Raw genomic sequence first — 23,805 nt, 5'->3', positions numbered from 1 at the left:
ATTGATGTTCAGAACTATTTTAACCGCACCCATGATGGGAGTGTCAAACAAGAAATCAATCAAGCGCACATCGATGCGTTAATGGGATTTGGTGAAGACGCTAATTCAAACGATTATATCGAAGCACTATTGGGTGTTTGCGCACCCGACCTGTCGACGTTACTTCAGGGGTCGCCATTTTACCTTGGCACCTTTGCTAACCAAGAAGAGAAAGCCGAGCGCTTGTCCATTCTGACCCAGTTTTACTTAGGCGTGATGAATGTGTATTGCCGAGCACAAGGTATCAGCGATAACAATTTTGGGGTAATTCTGGATGCCTCTCCAGAGTTAAGCCAAGCGTTGGTCGAAGTGGTGTCGCAAGCATTAAGTGCGGGCGATGATGTGGAAAGTGCACTTTGTGATTTTTGCAATGTTCATGCAAGTGAATTTGGATTATCTCGTTCTTTAAGCGCAGAAGATAAAGAGGCCATTCAACAAAAATTTGAAACAGCCTTTCGTACGGTCACAGCCACCAAAGAAAATCCACACATGGATGATTTCATGATATTAGACCTTGAGGCCCATGGAGAAAACGCTAAATTTGTAACCCATCAAGGTTTAATTTGCACGGATTTTGCGAACATCGTGGACCCCACATGCCCGTATCAAAAATACTTTGAGCAAATTCGCAAAGATGCGGCCACTGGTCCTGAAATCATCACAGCCAAAAATGAACCCGTAATGACGGTTGATATTGAACCAGAAGCGCTGCTGGATAAACTGAGCGACGTCCAATGGGAACGTCTCCCCAAAGAAATCCAGGAAGCGTGTCGTGCATCACCCGCCTTCCAAAACAGGCAATTCTTGGAGGATGTGGCGAAAGGCAAACAAAAGGAAGCGGATGTTATTTTGCAAGCATCATCCGACAAACAAAGCATTCTCAGAACCCCTGGCAAGTTTACCGATTACTCCGGCCGAACGTTTCACTGCACAGCGTTCGAATATGCCTATTGGGCCAAAGACACCCATATGTGCCGGATGTTAGAAGATCATATGGATGAGGAGACCAAAGCCCAGCTCTTAGCTCGAGTAGAACAGATGGAAGAAGAAGGTCTAACCTACCAGCAGCATGGCTTAACTATCGAGCATTTCAAACATTTTGATTTAACGCCGCTCATCACAGCACTAGAGCACTATGTGAATAATTTTGAGAGATGGTTGCAGACAGGCAATTGGCATGAGCGTGACGCGGCCTGGATGGCCGTAGGCAAAGCACAGCGCGAGGTTCCCGCGCACGTCGCACAAGAATACTGCCGCGAAGACCGCTCATTTTTGGTCGACGGCAAGCCTCCATCTTTCAAAGAGGATACATTACCCAGGGCGTTGACTTTTTATAATGATATGAAAAGAACACGTTGCTCTTGGTTTCCTTTGGCGGCCGCTTCTACTTCGGGCCTTGGTTTTGGTTTTGCGCTAGAGCGGGGGCGTTCTAGGGGATGTTCGATGTATGGTTGGCCGGGCCCCTCGATCGATTTGGCGGCCGTTCGCCATCTTGATGAAGTAAGGTCTGCTGAGCTCACTTCGTTGCGTGAGAACCTAAGTCAGCCGGATAGAACCATAGGGCTGTCTTTGTAATATCGTAAAACAATTGAACCGCATAGACCGATATATACCCGTGATCTTTCAAAATGCGTCATTTATGCTTTTTCTTTTTCGTCTTGCCGCATTTTGAAAGATCACGGGTATATTACGATCTCGACATACCTCTAAAAAACCACCCCAATAATTCTTCGTATTTTAAGCCTTGAACCGAACTCAGTTACCACGCACATCACAGGCGCAAGTAACGCTTGATTCTTTGATGCGAGACCTCATCAATAACTATTTGTTTAACTTGCTCTGGGGCAGTTCATAACGTCCGAGGATTCGGAACGATGGGCGTTTGTTCAAATCGATGGCGTAGGGAGTTGCAATAAAAGTCATTTCTCCACAAATTGCACGATTAGTATTGATTAAAGACAAAATCTGGCCAATAATAAAAGATTGTATAAATTGAATCAAATTATAACATGTTATGGCTATGAGCAAAAAAATTGCATACACCATTGTTCTCGTAATAATTCTTATTGCCGGATTAAGTTTGTATGTTTATAAATTTAAGCGACCTCTTCCAGAAATTCATCTAGAAGAAAAGTCCTTTAGCCAACTTCCTGGCTGGAAGAACGCAAATCTTCGCCCATCACTCGAAGCATTTAAAATTTCTTGTAAAGCATTTTTGAAACAAAATCCGGAAAAATCCGTTGGCAGTAAATTTATCGAACTCAAAGTGAAAGACTGGCAGCCTATATGTCAGGCGGCAATGAGGGTAAATCCAAAATCACAGCAAGAAATTAAATCTTTCTTTGAAACCTGGTTTTCACCAGCTACCTTTTATACCGATCAACCGGTCAAAGGATTATTTACGGGTTATTACATGCCTATTGTGAAAGGCAGTCTAACTAAAACAGAACAGTATAATGTTCCAGTTTATGGCGTGCCAAAGAATTTAATTTCAGTTTATCTTGGTGCATTTGATTCTGATCTAAAACATCATCGCCGGTTATTTGGTCGAGTCAAAGGAAACTCATTGATACCATACTATACCCGCAAAGAGATTCTAGAGGGGGCTATTGAAGGGCTTGCTCCTGCTTTAGCGTGGATTAATTCGCCAGTCGACTTACAGTTTCTTGAAATCGAAGGTTCTGGAGTGATTGAGTTGGAAAATGGGGAACGATTAGCTATTGGTTATGCGGCGCAGAATGGCCAACCTTATACGTCGATTGCTAAGGTATTGATTGAACGTGGTGTTTTAACGAAACAAAATGCATCTATGCAAGGTATTCGTAATTATTTTAAGACGAATCCTAAAGAAGTTAGCTCTGTGTTAAACCAAAATAAATCGTTTGTTTTTTTCCATAAGCATCCACAAGAAGAAGCATTAGGTTCTCAAGGTGTTCCACTCACGCCTGGGTATTCCATGGCGGTGGATTTGAAATGGGTACCCATTGGTACGCCGCTTTGGCTTAAAACAACACGCCCGGATCATAATGATAAGAAAAAGCCTTTGGAGCGCTTAATGATCGCACAAGATACGGGTGGTGCAATTCGAGGCCCTGTTCGTGGTGATCTCTACTGGGGAACTGGCGATGAAGCGATTTTCGTTGCGGGCCACATGAAAAATATGGGGCATTATTGGTTATTATTACCAAAAACGTATTTCAAGAATGCTTCAATGGATGAAAAATAATTTGCTTTATTGTGCAATTATCCTACTCTAAAGAATAAGGGATATACTTTGGAGGGGGCATGCGTTCTGTGATTATCGCCTTAATATTGGCGGTGAATACAGCTTTTGCAGATGACTTTATTGGGTTCTCTGCCTATGAGAATGGTGATTATACCACCGCCTATCAACATTTAATTCTCTCAGCCAACGATGGCAATGAAGAAGCGATGTATTTAATTGGGCGTATGTACCAATACGGCGAAGGCGTTAACACCAATTTGGAAAAAGCCATCTCTTGGTATAAAAAATCCGCGAATAAAAACAATTCTTTAGCCCAGCTAAGTTTAGGCTTTCTTTATGATTCTGGCTCTGGTGTGAAACAAGATTTTAAACAAGCCTTCAATTGGTATATGAAAGCAGCAGAGCAGGGAAATCCAATCGCAGAAAGAAACGTTGGTTTAATGTATGCTACTGGCGAAGGTGTTTCTTTGGATGAAAAAAAAGCGTTTGAATGGTTTAAAAAATCCGCTGAAAAAGGATATGACAAAGCCCAAGTGAATTTGGGATACCAATATTTGATGGGGTATGGTGTTAAGAAAAGCGTTAAACAAGCGCATTATTGGTATCAAAAAGCCGCCCTTCAAGGGGATCAGCAAGGGCAATATAGCTTAGCATTATTATATAGTGGCGAGTACGGTATTCCAGCTGATCCCAAAGCCACCGCTTATTGGCTTGAGCAGGCCGCCAATCAAGGTCACACCAACGCACAAGCCTATCTTGGCTATCAATACTTAATTGGCGAAGGGGTACCGAGCGATTATTCTAAAGCGGCCTACTGGTTTCAGCATTCAGCTAAGAATGGAAACCCATTTTCTCAAGCCCAGTTAGGCCAATTATATTTATCTGGAGAGGGGGTTGATAAGGACTATCAGCAAGCGGCCTATTGGTTTGGCAAAGCCGCCGACCAAAATTTTCCTATGGCGCAAGGAAAGTTGGGATATTTATATGCGGTAGGAACGGGTGTCACAAAAGATCAAATTAAAGCGTTTGCTTGGTTAAAACTATCTGCAGATAATGAATATGAACAAGCGCAAAAAGATCTTGAACGTCTTTTGCCGCAACTTTCTGCTGCGGAACGCCAAGAAGGGGAGGAGCAATATAAAGCACTAAAAGCCCGTATGAAAACATCTTCGGATAATTTTAATAGGCAACGAGATTAATCCAGTAGAAAGGGTATTTTTTATTTATGCAACAGATCAATTTCTATGTAGCTTCAGTGTTGAATAGCCTGACGATTATCATCGCTTGTTCTATTATGTTTGGTTGGTATTTTGAATATTATCCCGTCCCAGAAGCTAAGATGTTGATGTTTAATACATCGCTTGGTTTTTTTACCGTCAGCCTAGGAATTTATGCTTTATTATATTCATATCGTAAGGTTAGCATAGTACTTGCCATTCTCTTATTTGTTTTTTCAGGTGTTTCTCTTCTCCAAAATATGTTTCCTATTAATTTATATGTGGACACCTTATTTTTTTACCATGAATCACTTGCTGAGAGCCAATATACTGGTCGAATGCCACCAAACACTAGTCTTTCGTTTATATTAGCGGGGGTAATCTTAGCTTGGTGCAATAAGAAGCATTGGACTTTAACCCAAACTACAGTGTGTATGCAGCTATCACTTCTGTTGCTTTTTGCATCCATTCTATTTCACCTTGGCTATTTAACACTATTTGAGTCTAAAGCAATGGCTATTTATACCGCGATCGCGTTTGCAATATTGTCGTGTACTTTTTTAAGTGCCATTAACTATTTCTGCGTAATTCATAAAATTAAACTTGAGAGAACCCCACCCTTTGCTCTTGCTTTAGGAATATTTCTTATTAACGTCCTTTTTGTGCTCTCATTAAGAGATCAACTAATCACAAATGGAAACCAATCCTACCTTACATATTTATTATTTATCGTGGGAAGTGCCTTTGCTATTTTGTTTGGTTTGGTCCTTTTTTACGCTCAAAAATCGGTTTACAACTCAAACAGAGAAAAGCAATTATCTAATTTATTACATGAAACCTTAGAGTCCACGGTAGATGGTATTTTTGCAGCTGGCCCTCATGGAGAAATTCTGCTTTATAATCAACGTTTTCTTGATATGTGGAACCTTTCGGAATCGCATTGTCATAAGTTAAATTTATTCCAAGTGATTGATACTATTTCAGAACAACTGGATAATCCAAAGTCATTCAAAGAAAGTATCTTTCATACGTTCACTGACTTTTCAAGCCCTCATCATGAAACGTTGGCAAGCTTAAAAGAAGATGGGTTTTATCAAGTTTCTGTTAGAATCCAAATCGTACACGACCAGGTGGTTGGTTATGTCTTAACGGTCACGGACATTACAGCATCAAAAAAACTTGAACAGGAGATTCTTCACCACAAAACGTATGATGCGTTAACTGGACTTGCTAATAAAATGGCGATTGCCCAGGGAATGCAATTATTAATTCGACAGACTTTAACACGCGAAAAGTTAGTTCCCGTCATTTTATTAGATATAGGACGTTTTTCTAGAATCAATGACACATACGGACAATATATTGGTGATCTTTTATTAAAAAATATTGCGCAACGTTTGCAAGAGCGTGTCCCTGAAGCCGAGCTAATTGGACGTATAGTAAGTGATGTGTTTGTGATTGTGTTTGTGATTAATCATATCAATGAGCTAGAGACAAAAACTAATCAACTGATTGCAATATTTGATGAGCCATTTTACTGTCAAAATACAACACTTAACCTAACTTGTAGCCTAGGTGTATCTATTGCTCCGTACGATAGTAAAAAACCCGAGGAGCTGATACGTCTTGCTGATATTGCCATGTTACGAAGTAAAAAAATAGGTGCAAATCATTATATGAGATATAAGCCTCAATATGGTGAGCATGTTAAAGAGCTTTTACAGATTGAAAACGAGCTGTATACTGCACTAAAAAAAGAACAATTTATTCTTTTTTATCAACCAATTATTGAGCTTAGTACCTTTAAAATTGTTGGCGTCGAGGCATTGTTGCGTTGGTATAACCCACGACTAGGCTTATTGCTACCCGATCAATTTTTAGAAGTGGCCACTGAAATCGGTATGATATCTGATATCGGTGAGTGGGTGTTTACCGAAGCCTGCACGCAAGTGCGAGAATGGGAAAAACAAGGACTCGAAACAATCAAATTAAATGTGAATGTATCCTCCGATCAGTTTAAAAACTGCCGTGTCGTGGCCGATGTGATGAAGGTATTAAAACAAACTAAACTACATCCGCATCAGTTGCAAATTGAGTTGCTTGAGCAATCCTTGATTGATCAATCTGAAGACATTGTTTATTGTTTATCTTCGTTACAAAAAAAGGGGGTTCAAGTCGTTTTGGATGATTTTGGAACGGGATATTCAAACGTCAATTATCTTAAACATTTTCCGGTGGATTGCATTAAAATTGCACTTCCGTTTATCATGGATATTGAGAAAAATGTCGAAAGCAGAAGTTTGATTACTACAATTATCCAAATGGCACAATCGCATCATATCGCCACAGTCGCGGAAGGGATTGAAACAAAAGAACAATTAGATTTTCTCAGAGCTGAGAAGTGTCAGTACGGTCAAGGGTATTACTTCTCTAAACCCATGAGTGCAGAAGAGTGTTATAAATTTTTATCTATGAAAATTTATAGGCCGACTGATTAGATATACCCGTGATCTTTTAAAATGCGTGATTTATCCTTTTTCTTTTCCGGCCTGCCGCATTTTATAAGATCACAGGTATATTACAAAGTATTTAAGCTTTCAAGTTCAATCGTGACAGTAACGTTACCTTTCTCATCTTTGGAACGTTTAAGTAAAGTATAATTAATCAAAGAAAGATGCTCTGATTTGGTTACGGCCTCACTCAAATAATAAATACTTTCCGTTGTAATTTGTTCTGAAGGGATATTAAATTTTTGTATTTGCATTGATAATTTGGCAAGATCTTTAGAATTACTATCATTAATAATCATTTTCAAATCAGCCACCTGACTCTCTGTTAATCCATTGCCTAAAGACATTAAAACTGGTTTAGAAGCCGTATTGATATTAATCGCTGTAATTTCAGGTAATGCAGTGATATAGGGTAATAATACTTGATAAGTATTAGCGGTCACTCCGTTCACCAGGCGAAATTCAGAAACCGATGTCATTGGTTGATGGCTGGGTAAATAGGGTGGCTTATTAGTTTTGTATATTCCCCCTAAACGATCAGCACCACGATCTGGCTTATAGGGCATTACCCAGTGTTCTGTACCAGTCACAATTGTTTTACGCTCATTAGCGTTTATGCTCTTGAGCACCTGCTCCAGAAGTTGATTGAACGTCACTTCATAGCGTTTATCTTGCAAGTTATTAAGGTTAAAACGGGCTTGCAGATCGATTAATCTTCCTTTGGTATTGATTTGAGGGTATAAGGATTCATTACTTTTAGGAAATTCAGTTGTTTCGGGAAGGGGATTATTAAATTCCGGATTGGACAATAAGTCCATGGCCCAAAAAGTAACTCCTTGAGAAGCCAAATACAGTTTGTCGCTATTAATGGTTAGGCGAGTCCGATAAATGTCTAAATGCAAACGAGTGCTCATCGCCGTTACAGCGATGGCCACTAAGGTCATAATAAACAGGGCTGTTAAAAGAGCGCTTCCTCTAGATTGACAAATCGGTTTAAAGTTAAGCACCATATAAGGCCTCAGGCACTATAAACAATAAATTCATCCGCCCCCAAACGCGCAACTCAAGATCAATCTGCAAGGCAACTGGGAGTGGTTCTTTAATTTGATTTTGTTGAACTGCATTAGCACGCCAATGGGATAATACTTGGCGACTACGAGTTAAATATGCAAATTTACATCCTTTCACATTATCTAATAATACCTTATCGCTAAATTGTTCTCGATTAGGGGTATCCAGCATGCGCCAACTACGACGAATCAGTTCATTATTCTGACAAAGATAGGCAATACGTTTTAAGGTACTTCGTTTCTCAATGCTATTAGGGTTTACAATGCCATCGCGAGTAAACTCAGTATAACTTGGCTCACCAATGAATGAAGGAATTAATAACATATCATTGCCTCGAATCGCGCGATCGATGATCTGTTTTGTATCTCGTTCAATAATGGTCATGGTTAATTGCAATGAATTAAGACGATCGGCTTGTTCATTAACACGCGATCGTGTAGTAAACGCATGATACATCGAGGTTGAGGTAATGACGGCAAGAATTGCAAACACAGCCAAAGCGATCATAATTTCAATTAATGTATAGCCCTTTACGGTCATGGCAAATACCTATAGGCAATCAACTCATCTGTAAACGGTCCGGCTTGATTTGTGCTGACCTTAATGGAAATCAGCTGCGTTTTTTTAAATGGTCCGGGCAATAGTTGGGCTCGCCAGTACCAGTTCTGATTAAGCATTGTGGTGACTTCTGTAATTGGTTGTCCTGATGGAACAGTGATTAGCCCAAGCTGGATAGCACTGACACCTTGCATAGCAACCCAGTGGCTAATGGTCCGTTCTTTGATACGCTGGGTATAAGCCACATCTTGAGAAGTAGCTCTTAAAAGAGCAGTAAGAGCAATGGCAATCACCGCCAGCGCTAACAAAACCTCAATTAATGTAAACCCTTTATATTTGTTTGATATACTCATTTAGCCAGAACCATCTCAATCTGTCCGTCATGTTTGCCTTTAACCGTAACGAGATTTGACTGATTGTCTGAGTCGAACATTACAGCAAAAGGACTCATATCTCCTGAAGCGTTAATGATAATTTCTGGTCCATCTTGTTGTGATTGTTTTCCATCCCAATGCATATGCGCAGAGCTAGGAAGTTTTTGAAATGAAAAAATTCCTTTGTCAGAGACATTATGCCAGGCTCCTTGTGGATCGTACCGTACGACCTGATATCCATGAGAGCGTAAGTCTATACCCAAGGTGCTAGCTTCTAATATGGCTTGTTGCTGCGTTAATTTAATATAGTTTGCAAATTGTTCTGCTGCGATGATAATTTTCCTTTTTCCGCCAAAGTCCCCAAACGATAACAGTGCAAAAGTCACAGCAACGCCGATGATAACAAGGACAATCAAGATTTCCAGGAGGGTAAATCCCGAGTTAAACATCTGTGTAGTAGAACGCTTACTTGGCATCCCAGTTGCCAATTTCTGAGTTAATGCCTTTGCCGCCTGGTTGTCCATCCGCGCCGAGGGTGAATATATCAATTTCACCGTGTTGGCCAGGATTTAAATACAGGTAGTCTCTTCCCCAAGGATCTTTGGGCAACGACTTAAGATAAGGTTTCCAGTTTGGCGGCACAGGATTTGTCGTTGGCTTATCCACTAAAGCCGCTAAACCTTGATCTGTAGTTGGGTAGTATCCATTATCTAAACGATATAAATCTAGGGCATTTTGTATAGATAATACGTCTTGCTTGGCTTTAACAACACGGGCCTCGTCGGGTCTACTGATGATTTTAGGAACGACAATAGAGGCTAAAATGCCAAGAATAACCACAACCACCATAATCTCAATAAGAGAAAAACCACTGCGTTTGTTCATATAACTAACTGCTCCATAGAAAAAATCGGCAACAACGTTGCCAGTACAATAAATAAAACCACCGCCCCCATTAACAAAATAATTAGTGGCTCGAGTAGTGTAAGCGCTGTATCAATCAAACGCCTCACTTCTTTATCTAGATGAGAGGCTGCTCGTTCCATCATTTCAGCAAGTAGGCCACTTTTTTCACCGCTTGCAATCAGATGAATGGCCATGGGGCTTAAAAATCCTGTCTTTTTCAAGGCGATATGAATTGCAGTTCCTTCCCGAACTTGAATTGTAGATTCATTAAATGCTTTTCGAATCACTAAATTATTTAGAAGACTCGCTGAAACTCTCATTGTCTCGAGAACGTTGACTCCTGCAGCAAACAAAATACTAAAAGTATGAATGTATCGGGCAACATTAACAGAACGAACCAGATAAGCCACTATAGGTACTTTAAGCATAGCACGATCCCAGTACATTCGAACGGTCTGATTACGAAGACTTCTTTTAATCGTAAAGGAAAGCAATATCAAAGCAATTAAAATATAGAACCCATAGGAGGCAATAAAGGCGCTGATAGCAATTAATACTTGGGTCATGGGAGGTAACGTTTGTCCGCTGGTACTAAATACTTCTATAATCTTCGGAACCACAAAGGCTAATAAAAAGCTAATAATAGCCAGAGATACAAACACCATTAAGCTGGGATAGATGAGGGCTTGTTGAATTTTTTGGCGAGTCTGTTGCTGCTGTTCTGTGTAATCCGCTAGTTTTTCTAAAACAACATCAAGGCGCCCTGATTGCTCACCAGCCGCGACGGTAGCTTGGTATAATTCTGGAAACGCATAAGGGTATTCAGCCATCGCTTGTGCGAGAGAATACCCTTCAACAACTTTGGCTCGAACGCCCATAATAAGCTGACGAGTTTTATCTTTATCGGTTTGTTCTATGACCCCACGTAAGGATTCTTCAACAGGAATTCCTGCGGCCAATAAAGTTGCCAACTGACGAGTGAATAATGATAAATCTTGCGCAGAAAGCTTATTTTTAGGCTTGCCGTGATGCAGGCGTTTTAAAGGGTGAATTTTCGTTGGTACCAGCTCTTTTTCTCGAATTAATTGTCTGGCTTGGCGCTCTGAATCGGCTTCGATCACCCCTTTACAGGTTGCACCAGATTTCGTTATTGCCTGATATTGGTATGCTGCCATTTCAACCCGTTTGAATAATCCATGCCCACCAAACTCTGTTCAATAGGGCAGAGCTCTATGAGATTTCTTATGTAGAAAAAAATAATCCTTCTTTAAATAGTTTAATCTATTGGGTTTAATAAGTCACTTAAGGTAAACTAATAAACAGAGTCAGTATCGTGGGTATAGCTAATGTAAATTGGGCTCTGGAATGATAAATCTAGCGCTTATGTTTTTGGCATTTTTTATATTAAATATCCTGTCATGCCCCGAAACTACTCTGAATCTTAGTCACAACGATTCGATCTTGGGGAAAAGCCAGATTTAAGCGCAGGTGAATTGTGCACAAGCGTCAGGAAATTACCGTAGTGCTGTTACATGGAGATAACGATGAGTAAAGATGTACTGCTTCAAGCGATAAACGAACACGAGATTAAATTTATCGATTTACGATTTACAGATACAAGAGGAAAAGAACAACATATTACAATACCTGTATCGGCTGTAAATGATGATTTTATTGAGCATGGGAAAATGATTGATGGCTCTTCGTTCAAGGGTTGGCAAAAAATCCATCAATCTGATTTGGCCTTGGTTCCAGATTTTGACAGTGTTCATCTTGATCCGTTCTATCAAGAAAATACTCTGTTTATTCGATGTAATGTCGTTGAGCCGCAAACAATGCTTGGGTATGACCGAGATCCGCGTTCTTTAGCATTACGTGCCGAAGCGTACTTACAATCCACCGGGATTGCAGATAAAGCCTATTTTGGGCCTGAGCCAGAATTCTTTTTATTCGACGATGTGCGATGGGAAACCAACATTAGCGGCTCTTTCTATAAAATTGATTCAGAAGAAGCGCAATGGAATTCAGGTAAAGTCGTTGAGGGTGGCAATATAGGACATCGACCGCAGATTAAAGGTGGTTATTTTCCAGTGCCACCCGTGGATTCATCACAGGATATTCGTTCAGCCATTAGCCGAATTTTAGAAGACCTTGGCATTGAGGTTGAAGCACATCATCATGAAGTAGCAACCGCTAACCAATGCGAAGTAGCAACCCGCTATAACAGCTTAACGAAAAAAGCCGATGAATTACAGATTCTTAAGTATGTGGTTCACAATGTTGCGCATAACTACGGTAAAACGGCGACTTTTATGCCCAAACCATTAGTTGGCGATAATGGTAGTGGCATGCATTGTCATCAATCACTCAGTAAAGATGGAATAAATTTATTTTCTGGTGATCAGTATGCCGGTTTATCAGAAACCGCCTTATATTACATTGGTGGCATCATCAAACATGCTCGCGCATTAAATGCGTTCACGAACCCCGCTACAAACAGTTATAAACGACTAGTCCCAGGTTTTGAAGCCCCCGTGTTATTAGCCTATTCTGCACGTAATCGGTCCGCTTCTATTCGAATTCCTCATGTCAGTAGCCCAAATGCTCGTCGAATCGAAGTCCGCTTCCCAGACCCAACGGCTAATCCCTATTTAGCGTTTGCCGCGATGATGATGGCCGGTCTTGATGGAATTCAAAACAAAATTCATCCAGGGCAACCCATGGATAAAGATCTGTATGATCTACCTCCTGAAGAGTTAATTGATGTTCCTACCGTAGCAAGCTCATTAGAAGAAGCAGTCAACCATTTGCGTCATGATCATGAGTTTTTATTACAGGGGGATGTATTTAGTAAAGAATTTATTAAAAGCTATATTGAGTTGCGTGAACAAGATATTGCGCAAGTTCGAAGTTTAGTACATCCTTTCGAATTCGAGCTATATTATAGTAGTTAATTGTATTTTGGGGCTATTAGGGAACGTTTCTTTATACCATGGATATGACCGTGTAAGAGTTTAGAAATAGCCCCAAAACAATCCGAAACAAATGATATAGCTGGAGCATCGATGAAAAAGATCGTTCTTTTAGCCGTTCTAGTGTTACTAAGCCTGCCTATGCAAGCACAAATTTACAAATGGACTGATAGCAGTGGTACGGTTCACTTTACCGATAAACCCCGCCCTGGTGCAGAGAAGGTAGATTTGCCTGCTGTGCAAACGTTTTCTAGTCCTCCTATTGAGCAAGCTTCTACTCCTGAGCCACCACAACTGGGCGATGAAGTCAAAAATTATAAAATCGAAATTGTAGAGCCTCAAAATCAGGCTACTATTCGTAATAATCAAGGCTATATATCCGTTATGCTACAGGTAACTCCAGAACTCAAGGAAGATGATAAAGTACAAATCCTTTTTGATGGCTCACCGCTTGGCGAGCCCCAAGCCAATACAGTGTTTGCATTACAAGACGTCAACCGTGGCTCTCATTCGATTGCAGCTCAACTTGTTGGAGCTGATGGGAAAGTCATCAAAACAAGTGAAACCATAACTGTGTTCATGCACCGTCCTCGCGTTGGGATGGTTCCACAAACGCGACCTGCTGGCAGAGCCCCTTGAAATTTTTCCTAGCATCCCAATATATCTCTTAAATAGGTTGCTCTGGATTCACCCGATTGCATTCCACAAAAAGTTATTTTATCGAAAGTGCTATTAAAAGCTATTCGGCCCAGAGTTTTTTAAATTTTTAAAAGTTACGGAGATTTATCAATGACAAGTAAACAGCAAACGATGGGATTTCAAACTGAAGTCAAACAAATGCTGAATTTGGTGGTTCATTCATTATACAGCAATAAGGAAATTTTCTTACGAGAATTAATTTCAAATGCTTCAGATGCATTGGATAAACTTCGATTTCTTGCGTTATCAAATAGTGAGTTATACGAAGGCGATTCCGATTTAAAAATAACCATTGATTTCAATGAAACACTTAAAACGATAACGATTAGCGATAACGGCATTGGGATGAGTCGCGAAGAGGCGATTGAAAACTTAGGAACAATCGCTAAATCTGGTACTAAGGAATTTTTAAGCAAGCTCACTGGTGAATCCGCCAAAGACTCTCATTTAATCGGTCAGTTTGGCGTAGGATTTTACTCCGCATTTATTGTTGCAGATAAAGTCACTGTAAAAAGCCGCAGAGCAGGACTTAAGCCCGAAGAGGGGGTCGTATGGGAGTCAGCCGGGGAAGGTGAGTTTACCATTGCCCAAGAAACGATTAAACAACGCGGCACAGCAATTACGCTTCACTTAAAAAAGGAGGAAGAGGAGTTTTTAAGCGAATGGAGGCTTCGAAATATTATCAACAAATACTCGGATCACATTTGTTGGCCTATTGTCATGAAAGTGACCGCAACTGATGATAAAAAGAAAGAAGCCTACGAAACAGTGAATAAGGCAACGGCATTATGGACATTACAAAAGTCTGAAATTAGTGATGAAGAGTACCAAGAGTTATACAAGCATATTTCTCATGATTTTCAAAATCCTTTAGTTTGGTCACATAACCATGTTGAAGGGAAACAGGATTACATCAGCTTACTGTATATCCCTAGTCATGCACCATTTGATCTCTGGCAACATGAAGTAAAGCACGGCTTGAAACTGTACGTTAAGCGCGTCTTTATTATGGATGATGCATCTCAATTTTTACCTCGTTATTTAAGGTTTGTTAAAGGTATTGTTGATGCAAGCGATTTACCATTAAATATTTCACGTGAAATTCTGCAAGATAACAAACAAGTAGAAAGTATTCGATCTGCGTGCACAAAACGTGTTCTTTCAATGCTTGAAAAGTTAAGTCGAAACGACTCTGAAAAATATCAACAATTTTGGGATGAATTTGGTCTGGTAATGAAAGAAGGGCCGATTGAGGATCCGACAAATCAAGATTCACTCGCAAAACTGATGCGTTTTGCTACCACTGCATCGGACTCAGAAAAGCAGACTGTTTCTCTTCAAACCTATGTGGATCGCATGCAGAAGGATCAGGATAAAATCTATTACATAACGGCTTCAAGTTATAATGCTGCCAAGAATAGTCCTCATTTAGAAATATTTAAGAAAAAAGGGATTGAAGTTTTATTATTAAGTGATCGGGTTGATGAATGGTTAGTGAGTTATTTAACTGAGTATGATGGAAAGGCACTGCAATCCATCAGCAAAGGAAAAATCGATTTAGTGGATGAAAAAGAGGTTAAACAACAGGAAAAGTCCTTCGAACCGATGCTCAAACACATTAAAGAAGTGTTAGGGGAGCGAGTTAAAGACGTTACCATCACTCATCGTCTTACTGACTCACCTGCTTGTGTTGTAGCTGATGAAGGCGATTTAGGATTAGAGATGCAGCGTATTCTTCAAGCCGCGGGTCAAAAACTTCCTGAAACAAAACCGATTTTTGAAGTTAATCCTGATCATCCTTTAATTAAGCAACTCCATGATTGCCAGGATGATGATCGCTTCGCCAAGTGGACGGTTGTCCTATTTGAGCAAGCGGTATTGTCTGAAGGTGGTCAACTTGATAATCCTGCGGATTTTGTAAAACGCATGAATGAGTTGCTTTTAAGCGCTTAATTTCATTTCTGCTTCGATTGTAAAGAAGCGCTTGGATACCATGGTTCAGGATTCAGAATTAGAATATTTTTTTCTGAAGCCTGAACCTTATTACAATATAAATTATTCTTGAATCTTACCAAATAGCCAAGTCTTTCCGTTTGAAACCACAACCGATTCTACACCTGACAATTGATCATATTCTTGTTTTGGGATTGTAAAGATCATCTCATGTTGATTTCCATCCTCACCAAAGCGACTTTGCATAAATTTCTTTTCACCTATGCTTAATATTGGTAAGGAATCAGAAACAATAAATTTTTCCCGACTTTCCAAATGAATTTCTACAAGTTCTTCATCTGCGCGGTATGGATGAGCAGGACGAATAACTCGAATCGCTTTAATCTTATTGAATGGTGTCTGAACTAGTAAAGCCTCTGGTACTACCATTTGGGTAGATGATGAATAGGGTATTGAAATTGGTCGCATAGGTATTGGCGGTCTGTTTTCATAAGTAGACGCTATCCCTTTGCCATAATCTTTATTAAATCGAATATTTGATAAATAAATACTTCCAGTAAGCGTTTGATCAAATGCAAAGCGAACGGCATGGATATTTTTTAGATCAATCCCATCAAATTGTGTGAGTGGAATTCTAATCGTTTGAAATATGGGGTTAAACTGATATTCATTGTAACTACCGGGTCCGTTCAATAGCGAAAACTCACTTAGTTTAACCGGGTTGGACGGTTTTAAATTTGCATCGACCAGATGAATACTAAAATCGGTTGTGCTAAGTGTATTTAAAATACTGTCTGAGCGGGTAATTCGAAAATCGAGCGTAACGAACGAGGACACATCCTTTCCTTGACCTTTCGCTGACCACACTGACTCAAAAAAAGGTGTGTCTCCTGTATTTTCCCAGTGAATAATCGCCGCTCTTTGTTTTATTTTAAACGACGGATCAATATTCTCATGTTCAATTCGTATCAGATGGTGATTATTATTAAAGCCAGATGAGTTTACGCCAGTAGCTTGATTAAAATCATCAACAACCGCGATCGAGTCAAGATCACGTGAGGGTAAATAATCACGATCAATTTGAGTAATTTTTTTGAGACGGGCAGGAAGAGGGTATAATGGATTGAAATGTGTAAAATCTTCCTTTTTATCAAGTAAATGAGCGCTGAAAAACGCTAATGCACTAGTTTCAGCAATAATTTGCTGAGATTCTGAACCTTGCGCTTCTTGAGAGTAGAGCTTATCAGTATGTGCGCATATTTCAAAGCGCACATCTGGTATTTGCCACTCAGTATTAAAAAAATTGTGGTTTGCACCCCATACTTCATAGAGTGATTTTTGTGTCTCATCCATAAGAGAGTAATTACTAATCATTCGTTCGAAAGGGTTTTTACCCTGTGCGTCAACTACGTCTCCATCGCATAAAGGAAGAAGTTGATTCCAAGCGACTTGATCCGCGTTTAAATAATCTAGGGCATGAGTCACTGCATTAACGATTGGAAAATCAGTACCGCCAATTTCATAAAGCGCTTTAATGGATAGCTCTGGAATTAGGGTTTGCCATAGACTTCCTGGCTCTTGATAAAGAGCATAGGCTGCGCGAATCCCTTGTGCTCCACGTGAATGCCCAAATAAGCCAACGCGGTTAAAATCTATCTTTCTAATCAATTGTCTAAATTTGGGTTGCAATTTCTTTGAAAGAGAACCGCGTTCAAACCATTTATTGAGCAATGCAAGATGTTTTAAGATTAAACGTCCACGAGCCTTGATTAAGGCAACATCATCCGGTGAACTTTTGCCGCCATTAATTCCACGATTTGCATTAATGGATACTGTAATGACTCCCCAAGAAGCTAATTGTTTGGCTAAATAATTGTATCCTTCATGGTTAGGTACAACCACATAACCTTGAGGACACTTACCAGTCGTCGTGTATTTTGAATTATCATCTATTCGCGGGTTTTTACCTCGGCCGCAGGTTGCGTGATTACCATGTAACATGACCACTAGTGGTAAAGAATTTAATTCTTTAATGTTGCTTGGAAAAAAGACACGCGCCCAAATTTCTGTTTTTTCATCTTTCAATATTTCTGGGTGTATTTTCGCTGGTAAGCGATATTCTTCAGAATCCACCTGATAAGGGCCTTTTTGATAAGCTAAGGCCAATGCGTTATCGGCTACACTGGGCCTTACAACGAAAAAAACAGCGATAAAAAAAAGACAAAATGAGGAAGATTTCATAGAGACCTCGCAGAATATGACTACAGAAAATAAAAAAGGCCCGCAATGGCGAGCCTTGATTGTAAAAACGAAGATGTTTATTCCTCAGTCAAGCGGAAGTATTTTGTTCCAAAATATCGTTGAAGCTTTTTACGAATAGTTCCGCGGCTGATCCCCAGCATTTTGGCGGCTTGAAGTTGATTACCTCTGCGCTTTTCCATAACCGCTTGTAAAAGAGGGGGTTCAACTTCTGAAAGAATCATGTCATAAAGGCCAGAAATAGATTTATTTTTATTTTCAGCAAGAAAACGATTAACTAATCCATATACCAATTCTTGTAGGCCTTTTTCTTGAGTTGCGCTGGCGCTGCTAACATTTCGTGATTCAGTAACATTCATTGTAACTTCCTTATTTTTAGTTAAATCTTACAGTCCAAGTACTCTCATGGATTAAACAGAGAGAAATTCATTTTACACGAACAGAAATCAAGAATCTAGAATCTTGGAAAGAATATAGGCCTTTGATTGCATACGATTTTTGCAACAAAGGTTTGCATCATGAGCAGTTGGCTTCTTTGTCAATCAAGTTGGCAATGCTGCAGTCAGCCTGGTTGGGCGAAAGTGAATTTTTTAAAGCCACCAGGTTGTTTACCATTCGCTGCGAAAACGCCTCATCTGACAATATATCTTTTACGATGTGAGATAATTCGTTAACGTTTAAATCATATTGCAACAATTCAGGGACAATCATTTTATTTTGTAATAAATTTGATAATCCCAAATATTTAACTTTGATTAACTTCGACGCCAAGAGATAAGTGAGCAAGGACGCTTTGTAAATAATGCACATCGGTTTTCCAAGCAGGGCGCACTCAAGCGAGGCTGTTCCCGATGCTACGATTACACCATCGCTTACAGCAACAACATCAAGAGCATGACCAGAAACTAACGTATAAGAAAAGGTTTTGTCCCGTAAAAAATATTCAATCTCACAGCTATTAATAGTACCTGCTACTGGAATAATCACATGCACATTATCAATTGTTTTATGTATGTGCTCTAGTGCCTGAGCCACTACAGGCATGTTTTTTTTAATTTCATGTGTCCGGCTGCCGGGGAGAACTGCCAAGTATCGTTTATGCTTTGGTAGTCCAAGAGAGGTTAATGGATCTGCCAACGGCTTATGATGTTCAATACGATTGACCAAGGGGTGTCCTACAAAAGAAACCGGTACACCAGCGTTTTCATAAAGGGATTTTTCAAATGGGAGTATAACCGCCATTCGATCAATGTGCTGTCGAATGGTATGAATTCTACCTGCTTTCCAAGCCCAAATTTGGGGGCTAATGTAATATAATATACGTAAACCAAGCTCTCGTTTAGCAAACTTAGCTAATCGCAAATTAAATCCCGGGTAATCGACTAAAACGAGCAAGTCAGGCTTTGATTCGCTAAGATGAGCTTTTATGGCTTTGAACGCTTTTTTAATGACGTTGAAATGGCGCAAAACCTCCGTAAAACCGGTAACACCAAACTGCGCCAGTTCGCTAACGAGCTCAGCGCCAGCCGCTTTCATATGTTGTCCACCAATCCCTGTTATTTTCAGAGAGGGATTTTCTAATTTTAATTGATGAATGACTTCGGCAGCATGCTGATCACCAGATTCTTCACCAGCTATAAAAACAATGTGTTTATGCGGCCGCATATCGTGCGATTAGATGGTTGTTAATTAAAGTCGTGATCTTTTCCGCGGTAGAAAGCGCATTGCGGCCATCGTGACCTGTGACTAAGGGTTCACTGTCTTCTTGAATACATTTTACAAAAGCCTTAATTTCCTCGAGTAATGCATCTCCTTTTTCAAAGGCGGATTGATGACGAGTGATTTCAGGGATACCAGGAAACATTTCACCTTCTCCCTTTTGAAACACCGCAAATTGTTTATTTTGATAATCAATAGAGATATAAGTGTCTTGTTGAAAAATACGAGTTTTCCGTTCAGATTTAAAACTTATTCGGCTGGCTGTTACATTGGCTACGCATTGATTTTCAAACGTGATTCGGGCATTAGCTATATCAATAGCCTTAGTTAAAACTGGTGCTCCTTGGGCATCAATACTTTTGATAGGGCTGTGAACAATTGACTGAATAATATCGATGTCATGAATCATTAAGTCCAAAATAACATTCACATCGGTTCCGCGGGGATTAAAAGGGGCGAGCCGATGAGACTCAATGAATAAAGGTTGTATGAGATGCTCTTCCAACGCTAACCGAGCGGCATTAAAACGCTCTAAATGACCAACTTGTAATTTAAGACCATTTTCTTCAGCCAACGAAATTAACTCCTCGGCTTGAGCTACGGTTTCAGTAATTGGTTTTTCGATAAGAACGTGCATGCCATGCTGTAAACACTCTTTGGCAATTGCAAAATGAGCGCTGGTGGTTGCAGAAATGCTGACCGCATCAACCTTGCCAAAGAGCTGTCGATAGTCCTTGACGCCTTGAACATTCAGTTCTTTTGATACGGCGTCAACAACGCTTGAATCAACATCACAGACCGCAACCAGTTCTACACCATCCAATAATTTATATTTTTGCGCATGAAAGCGACCAAGGTATCCAACCCCAATAACAGCACATTTTAATTGAGTCATAACAAAGCACATTTAAATAATTTGGCGCTATTATCGCATTAACGAAATCCCATAGCAATTTATACCCAAGACACTTTATACTCGAGACACCTCAGGGATGGGACGATAAATCATCTCCCAAGATAGAAAAGGTAGACACAATACCTTTACGCTGCCTAAAATTTTCATCCGTATTTTACTGACTTTTTTGAGTGCATTGTGGTATTGTTGCTCATTATTTGCTCTTCTAGTCAGGATTGAGTCATGCCAGAAAAAGCCGCAGTACTTGATGAAAAAAACAACCTGGTATTTGTAACTCTTTTTGAATCTTATTTGGCCAAATTTGTTCTAGAACACCCTGAGTTTTACTCTAGTGCCTATAAAAAACTATTGATATCTCTTGAACGTCTGCTGAATATCGAAAATGAAACCCTTCAAAGAATCTTATCAACTAAGCCACATTCACTTGATTTGGATCGAGTTCTTTTTTCAATATTTTCTCAACTTAAGACGCAGTATTCGAGGTATGATTCACTGCTTGACGTAGTAAGTCAGTTTCATTTGCCGGCTGCAGATTATCTTGTAAAGCTATTAACGGATCACATATTTACACCAGCGACATCCATTACAATACACTCATTTGCTCAAATGAGTATGTTCAAGCCAATTGATGATTCATCTGCTAGACGGAGTCCATATAATCCGTCACGTAGTTCTTTATTGTTTCATGAACGAAACCGAGGCGTCCTTGAAAAATCATCTGAGTTTTTAGAAGAGGAAGAGGGTACCCAAACTTTGGGGATTGTTTCCGATGAATTTGCGCCAAAAGATTTGATAGATTACTTCGAAAAACCTATCTATCCCGCAAGAAATATATACAAGCCTAATGAAGAGAGCTATGTAGCGAAATGGCTGAGACAAAGGAGTTGTCCTGTTATTTCTGGGGCCTCGGGATCCACAGAGGCTTTATTGGCCCGTATTTTCCCTCTAATACCGGCTTTGACCTCAGAAGAGAGGAAAATAATTTTGTTTGCACAGGCTTGTAATATGATTGCAAATGGCCATCATTCTTTTTTTGAGACAATGATCGTTGCCGACTCTTTTGGCTATAAGCTTGAGGATAAACCTTCCTTGCTTGAATTTTATTTGCAGTGCGTCCCTGAATCAATTCTTAGCAGCGAGGTATTTCAAGATTTTCTGGCCTCGGAAGCGGTTCAATCCTTACCCATGAATAAACAAATGACACCTACGGCACATGAGTCCGAAGACGATGAAGCGCTTTGTGAAGAAATTGCGCGTTTAACAGCGGTTTGTCCTTAAACATGGCGTCCCAGGCAGGATTCGAACCTGCGACCTGCCCCTTAGGAGGGGCAAAATATTAAATCCATCATTGTCCCATAAAATCTTAAATTCGTTTTAAAGTATACCTTTTTCTCATTTGCTTTTATTCAAAAAGCTGTTTGGCAAAGTGGACAAGTTATTGCTGTTCCTTCTACCAGATCAAAAGCCGATGTTGATAAAAAAGCAATTAGAGCTAGTAACAAAAGACGTAAATGCCCTGTATTTCATGATTAATTTTATTTGTGACTAATTTTCAATCATATCACAATTTTGTGATAAAATGCCCCCCAAATTTTATAGGGGAAATATGATGGATTCTTTTTTTTCTGCATTAAATCCCGTGTCTTCAAATTCTGGTATTACTTTTCGTGCTACAAAACATCCTTATTCAGAGAACCTGCTTCAACAAAATATGCCAGATTTAACCTTAGATTTGGTTATTCCTTTTTTATGGAGTCGTAATCTATCAATCCTGGATGGCATTTATGAAACATTTTCTGTGTTTTATGGCGATCATTTTGATAAAAATTATCGAGGTTTTGGTCAAAAAGGGATTTTAGATTTTACACTGTTACCTTTATTGTCGCGAAAACTGATTGCAGATACTTATCTCGAAGAGCGGAAAGACAGTCACTTTCTTAATTTTTTAGCATGGGCAGTAGCATTACCGATCAAAGCAATAACTTTCGGGGTAGCATTAGCGTTTACTATAGCCATAACACCTATTGTTATTGGTATAACCATATTGAGGTGTTTATTTCCTGGTTCTCCACCTCCTCCGCCACCAGGTGGGGCAGGTGCGGCGGACGCCGCAGCTATGGTTTTATCTACGCAGGCAGCTTATGCTGCTTTGCATGTTGCGTTACACCGTCTTGAGTTAATGGAAATACGTAATCCAAACAATATTCGACGTCTACTGCAAGAACCACAAAATTTAGCTCTAGTATATGCAATGGAGCGTTTAACACATGTTGTTAATGAGGATGGTTATCTTATAGGAAATCAAGAGATTTTTGATTTTCTTTTAGAACACCGTACTTTTTGGACTGATGTCAGAATTATTGAAAATCTAGATGGTTTGCGCGCAGTTAATCAGCCTTTTGTTAGATTCGACCAATTGCAAAGAGAGGTGGCAAGACCAGTTGCGAGAATTGCTCAAGACGTGAATGGCCCTCAAAGTACTCATACGGCAAGTGTGCATAATAGCACTTCTAAATCGGCTACTCGATTACAGGAATGTTATAAAAGTAATGCCACAGCGTTTAATACAGTGCTAGATATTTCAATAGCTCAAAGAGTTAGATGTTATGACAAGAATTTGGTTGGTCAACGTTCAGATCAAGAGATATTGGATAGTTTAAATTCAGCAATAAATAAATTGGTTCATTCTGCTCATACTGATGCAACTTCAGGTGTTTCTTCAAGATTGTTGTTACAATATTGTTGGGCTGCAGTACATGATTTGAATCAATGGCGTGAAGGAGTAACCCAGGAAACAGCAGAAGCTTGTTTTTATGCGGCATTGTATGAAGTAGATCGTGAATACGCGTTGTCAGAATCAGGTGTAGATAACGGACAGTCAGGATCTCATCAAGCGTGTGCGAGCGGTACCTTTAACAAAATGATTGAGGGTATGGCAAAAATTAATAAACTTTGTGAAGTGAATTTCATTACACCAGCTACTGCCGCTTTGCAGTTACCTTGTGTTGTTCGTCAAGTATTGAAAGAATATTTAGCTGAGAACTTTCAAGCGCTAGAACAAATAAAAAATGAAGGATTATCTGCTGTATGGTCTGAATTACAACCATGCGTATTAGAAGAGATGCAACGTAATTTTTCTGCTATCTATCCCTCAGCAAGTGGGCATATAAATCCTAACTTGTTGGCATTAGTTGAGGCGGGAGAATATACTGACCTGACTCAAGATCTACAAATGTTGGAACAACAAGCACAGCAGAAGAGTGCTAGCCAACAGACTGGTGAGCGAGAAATGATGATGTGCTAAGGGAAATATTTCTAGCTTTTGGCAATGATGCCTATGCTAGATGATTTTTTGGTTTATGCGTTAATCTGCTTCTAACAAAATT

19 protein-coding genes are annotated in these 23,805 nt (G+C 39.7%); 9 read left to right on the top strand and 10 right to left on the bottom strand.

Going from position 1 to position 23,805, the window contains the following annotated elements; all coding sequences use genetic code 11:
• From E1O47_RS12265 to E1O47_RS07200, 4 genes are all read left to right on the top strand, one after another.
• Positions 1-1,614 (top strand): hypothetical protein (locus E1O47_RS12265; protein WP_165475065.1); only part of this gene is annotated, 1,614 nt, incomplete at its 5' end.
• A gap of 445 nt (positions 1,615-2,059) precedes the next feature.
• Positions 2,060-3,265 (top strand): murein transglycosylase A, encoded by a 1,206-nt coding sequence (gene mltA / locus E1O47_RS07210; RefSeq protein WP_133130589.1) that lies wholly within the window; start codon positions 2,060-2,062, stop codon positions 3,263-3,265.
• A 59-nt stretch (positions 3,266-3,324) separates the two neighbouring features.
• Positions 3,325-4,464, top strand: coding sequence for an SEL1-like repeat protein (locus E1O47_RS07205; RefSeq protein ID WP_133130588.1), 1,140 nt, complete (start codon positions 3,325-3,327; stop codon positions 4,462-4,464).
• Positions 4,465-4,490: 26 nt separating this feature from the next.
• Entirely contained in the window at positions 4,491-6,980 is a 2,490-nt protein-coding gene (locus E1O47_RS07200) for an EAL domain-containing protein (protein ID WP_133130587.1), read from the top strand.
• Between the two features lie 80 nt (positions 6,981-7,060).
• Here E1O47_RS07200 and gspK read toward each other — a convergent pair whose 3' ends face one another.
• From gspK to gspF, 6 genes are read right to left on the bottom strand one after another with little or no spacing between them, the layout of a single operon-like run.
• The gene (gene gspK, locus E1O47_RS07195; RefSeq protein WP_133130586.1) at positions 7,061-8,002 is read right to left on the bottom strand and encodes a type II secretion system minor pseudopilin GspK; all 942 of its coding nucleotides are present in this window, start codon (positions 8,000-8,002) and stop codon (positions 7,061-7,063) included.
• Complete coding sequence (gene lspJ, locus E1O47_RS07190; protein WP_133130585.1) at positions 7,992-8,603, bottom strand: GspJ family T2SS minor pseudopilin variant LspJ; 612 nt, start codon at positions 8,601-8,603, stop codon at positions 7,992-7,994. Before lspJ ends, gspK begins: the two co-directional genes overlap by 11 nt.
• Positions 8,600-8,974: a GspI family T2SS minor pseudopilin variant LspI gene (lspI, locus tag E1O47_RS07185; protein WP_133130584.1), complete on the bottom strand. Its 375-nt coding sequence runs from the start codon at positions 8,972-8,974 to the stop codon at positions 8,600-8,602. The genes lspJ and lspI overlap by 4 nt, the downstream gene beginning before the upstream one ends.
• Positions 8,971-9,471 carry a type II secretion system minor pseudopilin GspH gene (gspH, locus tag E1O47_RS07180; RefSeq protein ID WP_165475064.1) on the bottom strand — a complete coding sequence of 167 codons (501 nt, stop codon included), beginning with the start codon at positions 9,469-9,471 and terminating at the stop codon, positions 8,971-8,973. The genes lspI and gspH overlap by 4 nt, the downstream gene beginning before the upstream one ends.
• Complete coding sequence (gene lspG, locus E1O47_RS07175) at positions 9,461-9,880, bottom strand: GspG family T2SS major pseudopilin variant LspG (protein WP_133130582.1); 420 nt, start codon at positions 9,878-9,880, stop codon at positions 9,461-9,463. Before lspG ends, gspH begins: the two co-directional genes overlap by 11 nt.
• Positions 9,877-11,076, bottom strand: a complete 1,200-nt coding sequence (gene gspF, locus E1O47_RS07170) for a type II secretion system inner membrane protein GspF (protein WP_133130581.1) — start codon at positions 11,074-11,076, stop codon at positions 9,877-9,879. The genes lspG and gspF overlap by 4 nt, the downstream gene beginning before the upstream one ends.
• A 369-nt stretch (positions 11,077-11,445) precedes the next feature.
• Between gspF and glnA the strand changes: the two genes are divergently transcribed.
• From glnA to htpG, 3 genes are all read left to right on the top strand, one after another.
• On the top strand, positions 11,446-12,855 hold the full coding sequence (glnA, locus tag E1O47_RS07165) for a glutamate--ammonia ligase (RefSeq protein ID WP_133130580.1): 1,410 nt from the start codon (positions 11,446-11,448) through the stop codon (positions 12,853-12,855).
• A 111-nt stretch (positions 12,856-12,966) separates the two neighbouring features.
• The gene (locus E1O47_RS07160) at positions 12,967-13,512 is read left to right on the top strand and encodes a DUF4124 domain-containing protein (RefSeq protein WP_133130579.1); all 546 of its coding nucleotides are present in this window, start codon (positions 12,967-12,969) and stop codon (positions 13,510-13,512) included.
• Positions 13,513-13,662: 150 nt separating this feature from the next.
• A complete protein-coding gene (htpG, locus tag E1O47_RS07155; protein WP_133130578.1) occupies positions 13,663-15,525 on the top strand; it encodes a molecular chaperone HtpG in 1,863 nt (620 codons plus the stop codon).
• A 102-nt stretch (positions 15,526-15,627) separates the two neighbouring features.
• On the opposite strand, the gene E1O47_RS07150 is transcribed toward htpG, so the two are convergent.
• The 4 genes from E1O47_RS07150 to E1O47_RS07135 form a co-directional block, all read right to left on the bottom strand.
• Positions 15,628-17,766, bottom strand: coding sequence for an alpha/beta hydrolase (locus tag E1O47_RS07150; protein ID WP_133130577.1), 2,139 nt, complete (start codon positions 17,764-17,766; stop codon positions 15,628-15,630).
• A 77-nt stretch (positions 17,767-17,843) separates the two neighbouring features.
• Positions 17,844-18,143 (bottom strand): helix-turn-helix domain-containing protein, encoded by a 300-nt coding sequence (locus E1O47_RS07145; protein ID WP_133130576.1) that lies wholly within the window; start codon positions 18,141-18,143, stop codon positions 17,844-17,846.
• Between the two features lie 157 nt (positions 18,144-18,300).
• Positions 18,301-19,449, bottom strand: a complete 1,149-nt coding sequence (gene lpxB / locus E1O47_RS07140; protein WP_133130575.1) for a lipid-A-disaccharide synthase — start codon at positions 19,447-19,449, stop codon at positions 18,301-18,303.
• Positions 19,436-20,398, bottom strand: a complete 963-nt coding sequence (locus E1O47_RS07135; RefSeq protein WP_133130574.1) for a Gfo/Idh/MocA family protein — start codon at positions 20,396-20,398, stop codon at positions 19,436-19,438. Before E1O47_RS07135 ends, lpxB begins: the two co-directional genes overlap by 14 nt.
• 243 nt (positions 20,399-20,641) lie before the next feature.
• Between E1O47_RS07135 and E1O47_RS07130 the strand changes: the two genes are divergently transcribed.
• Positions 20,642-21,697: a hypothetical protein gene (locus E1O47_RS07130; RefSeq protein WP_133130573.1), complete on the top strand. Its 1,056-nt coding sequence runs from the start codon at positions 20,642-20,644 to the stop codon at positions 21,695-21,697.
• Between the two features lie 328 nt (positions 21,698-22,025).
• Positions 22,026-23,723, top strand: coding sequence for a hypothetical protein (locus E1O47_RS07125; RefSeq protein ID WP_133130572.1), 1,698 nt, complete (start codon positions 22,026-22,028; stop codon positions 23,721-23,723).
• Positions 23,724-23,805 lie beyond the last annotated feature (82 nt).

The sequence above is a fragment of the Legionella yabuuchiae genome, from assembly GCF_900640115.1.
GTDB classification, from domain to species: Bacteria; Pseudomonadota; Gammaproteobacteria; order Legionellales; family Legionellaceae; genus Legionella_A; species Legionella_A yabuuchiae.
Note: the sequence above shows the minus strand (reverse complement) of the source record. Positions and strands in the feature narration are given on the sequence as shown.

Bases quoted from the DNA above. Each gene is read 5' to 3' on its own strand.
- mltA (WP_133130589.1), top strand. From the start codon at position 2,060: ATGAGCAAAAAAATTGCATACACCATTGTTCTCGTAATAATTCTTATT.
- E1O47_RS07205 (WP_133130588.1), top strand. From the start codon at position 3,325: ATGCGTTCTGTGATTATCGCCTTAATATTGGCGGTGAATACAGCTTTT.
- E1O47_RS07200 (WP_133130587.1), top strand. From the start codon at position 4,491: ATGCAACAGATCAATTTCTATGTAGCTTCAGTGTTGAATAGCCTGACG.
- gspK (WP_133130586.1), bottom strand. From the start codon at position 8,002: ATGGTGCTTAACTTTAAACCGATTTGTCAATCTAGAGGAAGCGCTCTT.
- lspJ (WP_133130585.1), bottom strand. From the start codon at position 8,603: ATGACCGTAAAGGGCTATACATTAATTGAAATTATGATCGCTTTGGCT.
- lspI (WP_133130584.1), bottom strand. From the start codon at position 8,974: ATGAGTATATCAAACAAATATAAAGGGTTTACATTAATTGAGGTTTTG.
- gspH (WP_165475064.1), bottom strand. From the start codon at position 9,471: ATGCCAAGTAAGCGTTCTACTACACAGATGTTTAACTCGGGATTTACC.
- lspG (WP_133130582.1), bottom strand. From the start codon at position 9,880: ATGAACAAACGCAGTGGTTTTTCTCTTATTGAGATTATGGTGGTTGTG.
- gspF (WP_133130581.1), bottom strand. From the start codon at position 11,076: ATGGCAGCATACCAATATCAGGCAATAACGAAATCTGGTGCAACCTGT.
- glnA (WP_133130580.1), top strand. From the start codon at position 11,446: ATGAGTAAAGATGTACTGCTTCAAGCGATAAACGAACACGAGATTAAA.
- E1O47_RS07160 (WP_133130579.1), top strand. From the start codon at position 12,967: ATGAAAAAGATCGTTCTTTTAGCCGTTCTAGTGTTACTAAGCCTGCCT.
- htpG (WP_133130578.1), top strand. From the start codon at position 13,663: ATGACAAGTAAACAGCAAACGATGGGATTTCAAACTGAAGTCAAACAA.
- E1O47_RS07150 (WP_133130577.1), bottom strand. From the start codon at position 17,766: ATGAAATCTTCCTCATTTTGTCTTTTTTTTATCGCTGTTTTTTTCGTT.
- E1O47_RS07145 (WP_133130576.1), bottom strand. From the start codon at position 18,143: ATGAATGTTACTGAATCACGAAATGTTAGCAGCGCCAGCGCAACTCAA.
- lpxB (WP_133130575.1), bottom strand. From the start codon at position 19,449: ATGCGGCCGCATAAACACATTGTTTTTATAGCTGGTGAAGAATCTGGT.
- E1O47_RS07135 (WP_133130574.1), bottom strand. From the start codon at position 20,398: ATGACTCAATTAAAATGTGCTGTTATTGGGGTTGGATACCTTGGTCGC.
- E1O47_RS07130 (WP_133130573.1), top strand. From the start codon at position 20,642: ATGCCAGAAAAAGCCGCAGTACTTGATGAAAAAAACAACCTGGTATTT.
- E1O47_RS07125 (WP_133130572.1), top strand. From the start codon at position 22,026: ATGATGGATTCTTTTTTTTCTGCATTAAATCCCGTGTCTTCAAATTCT.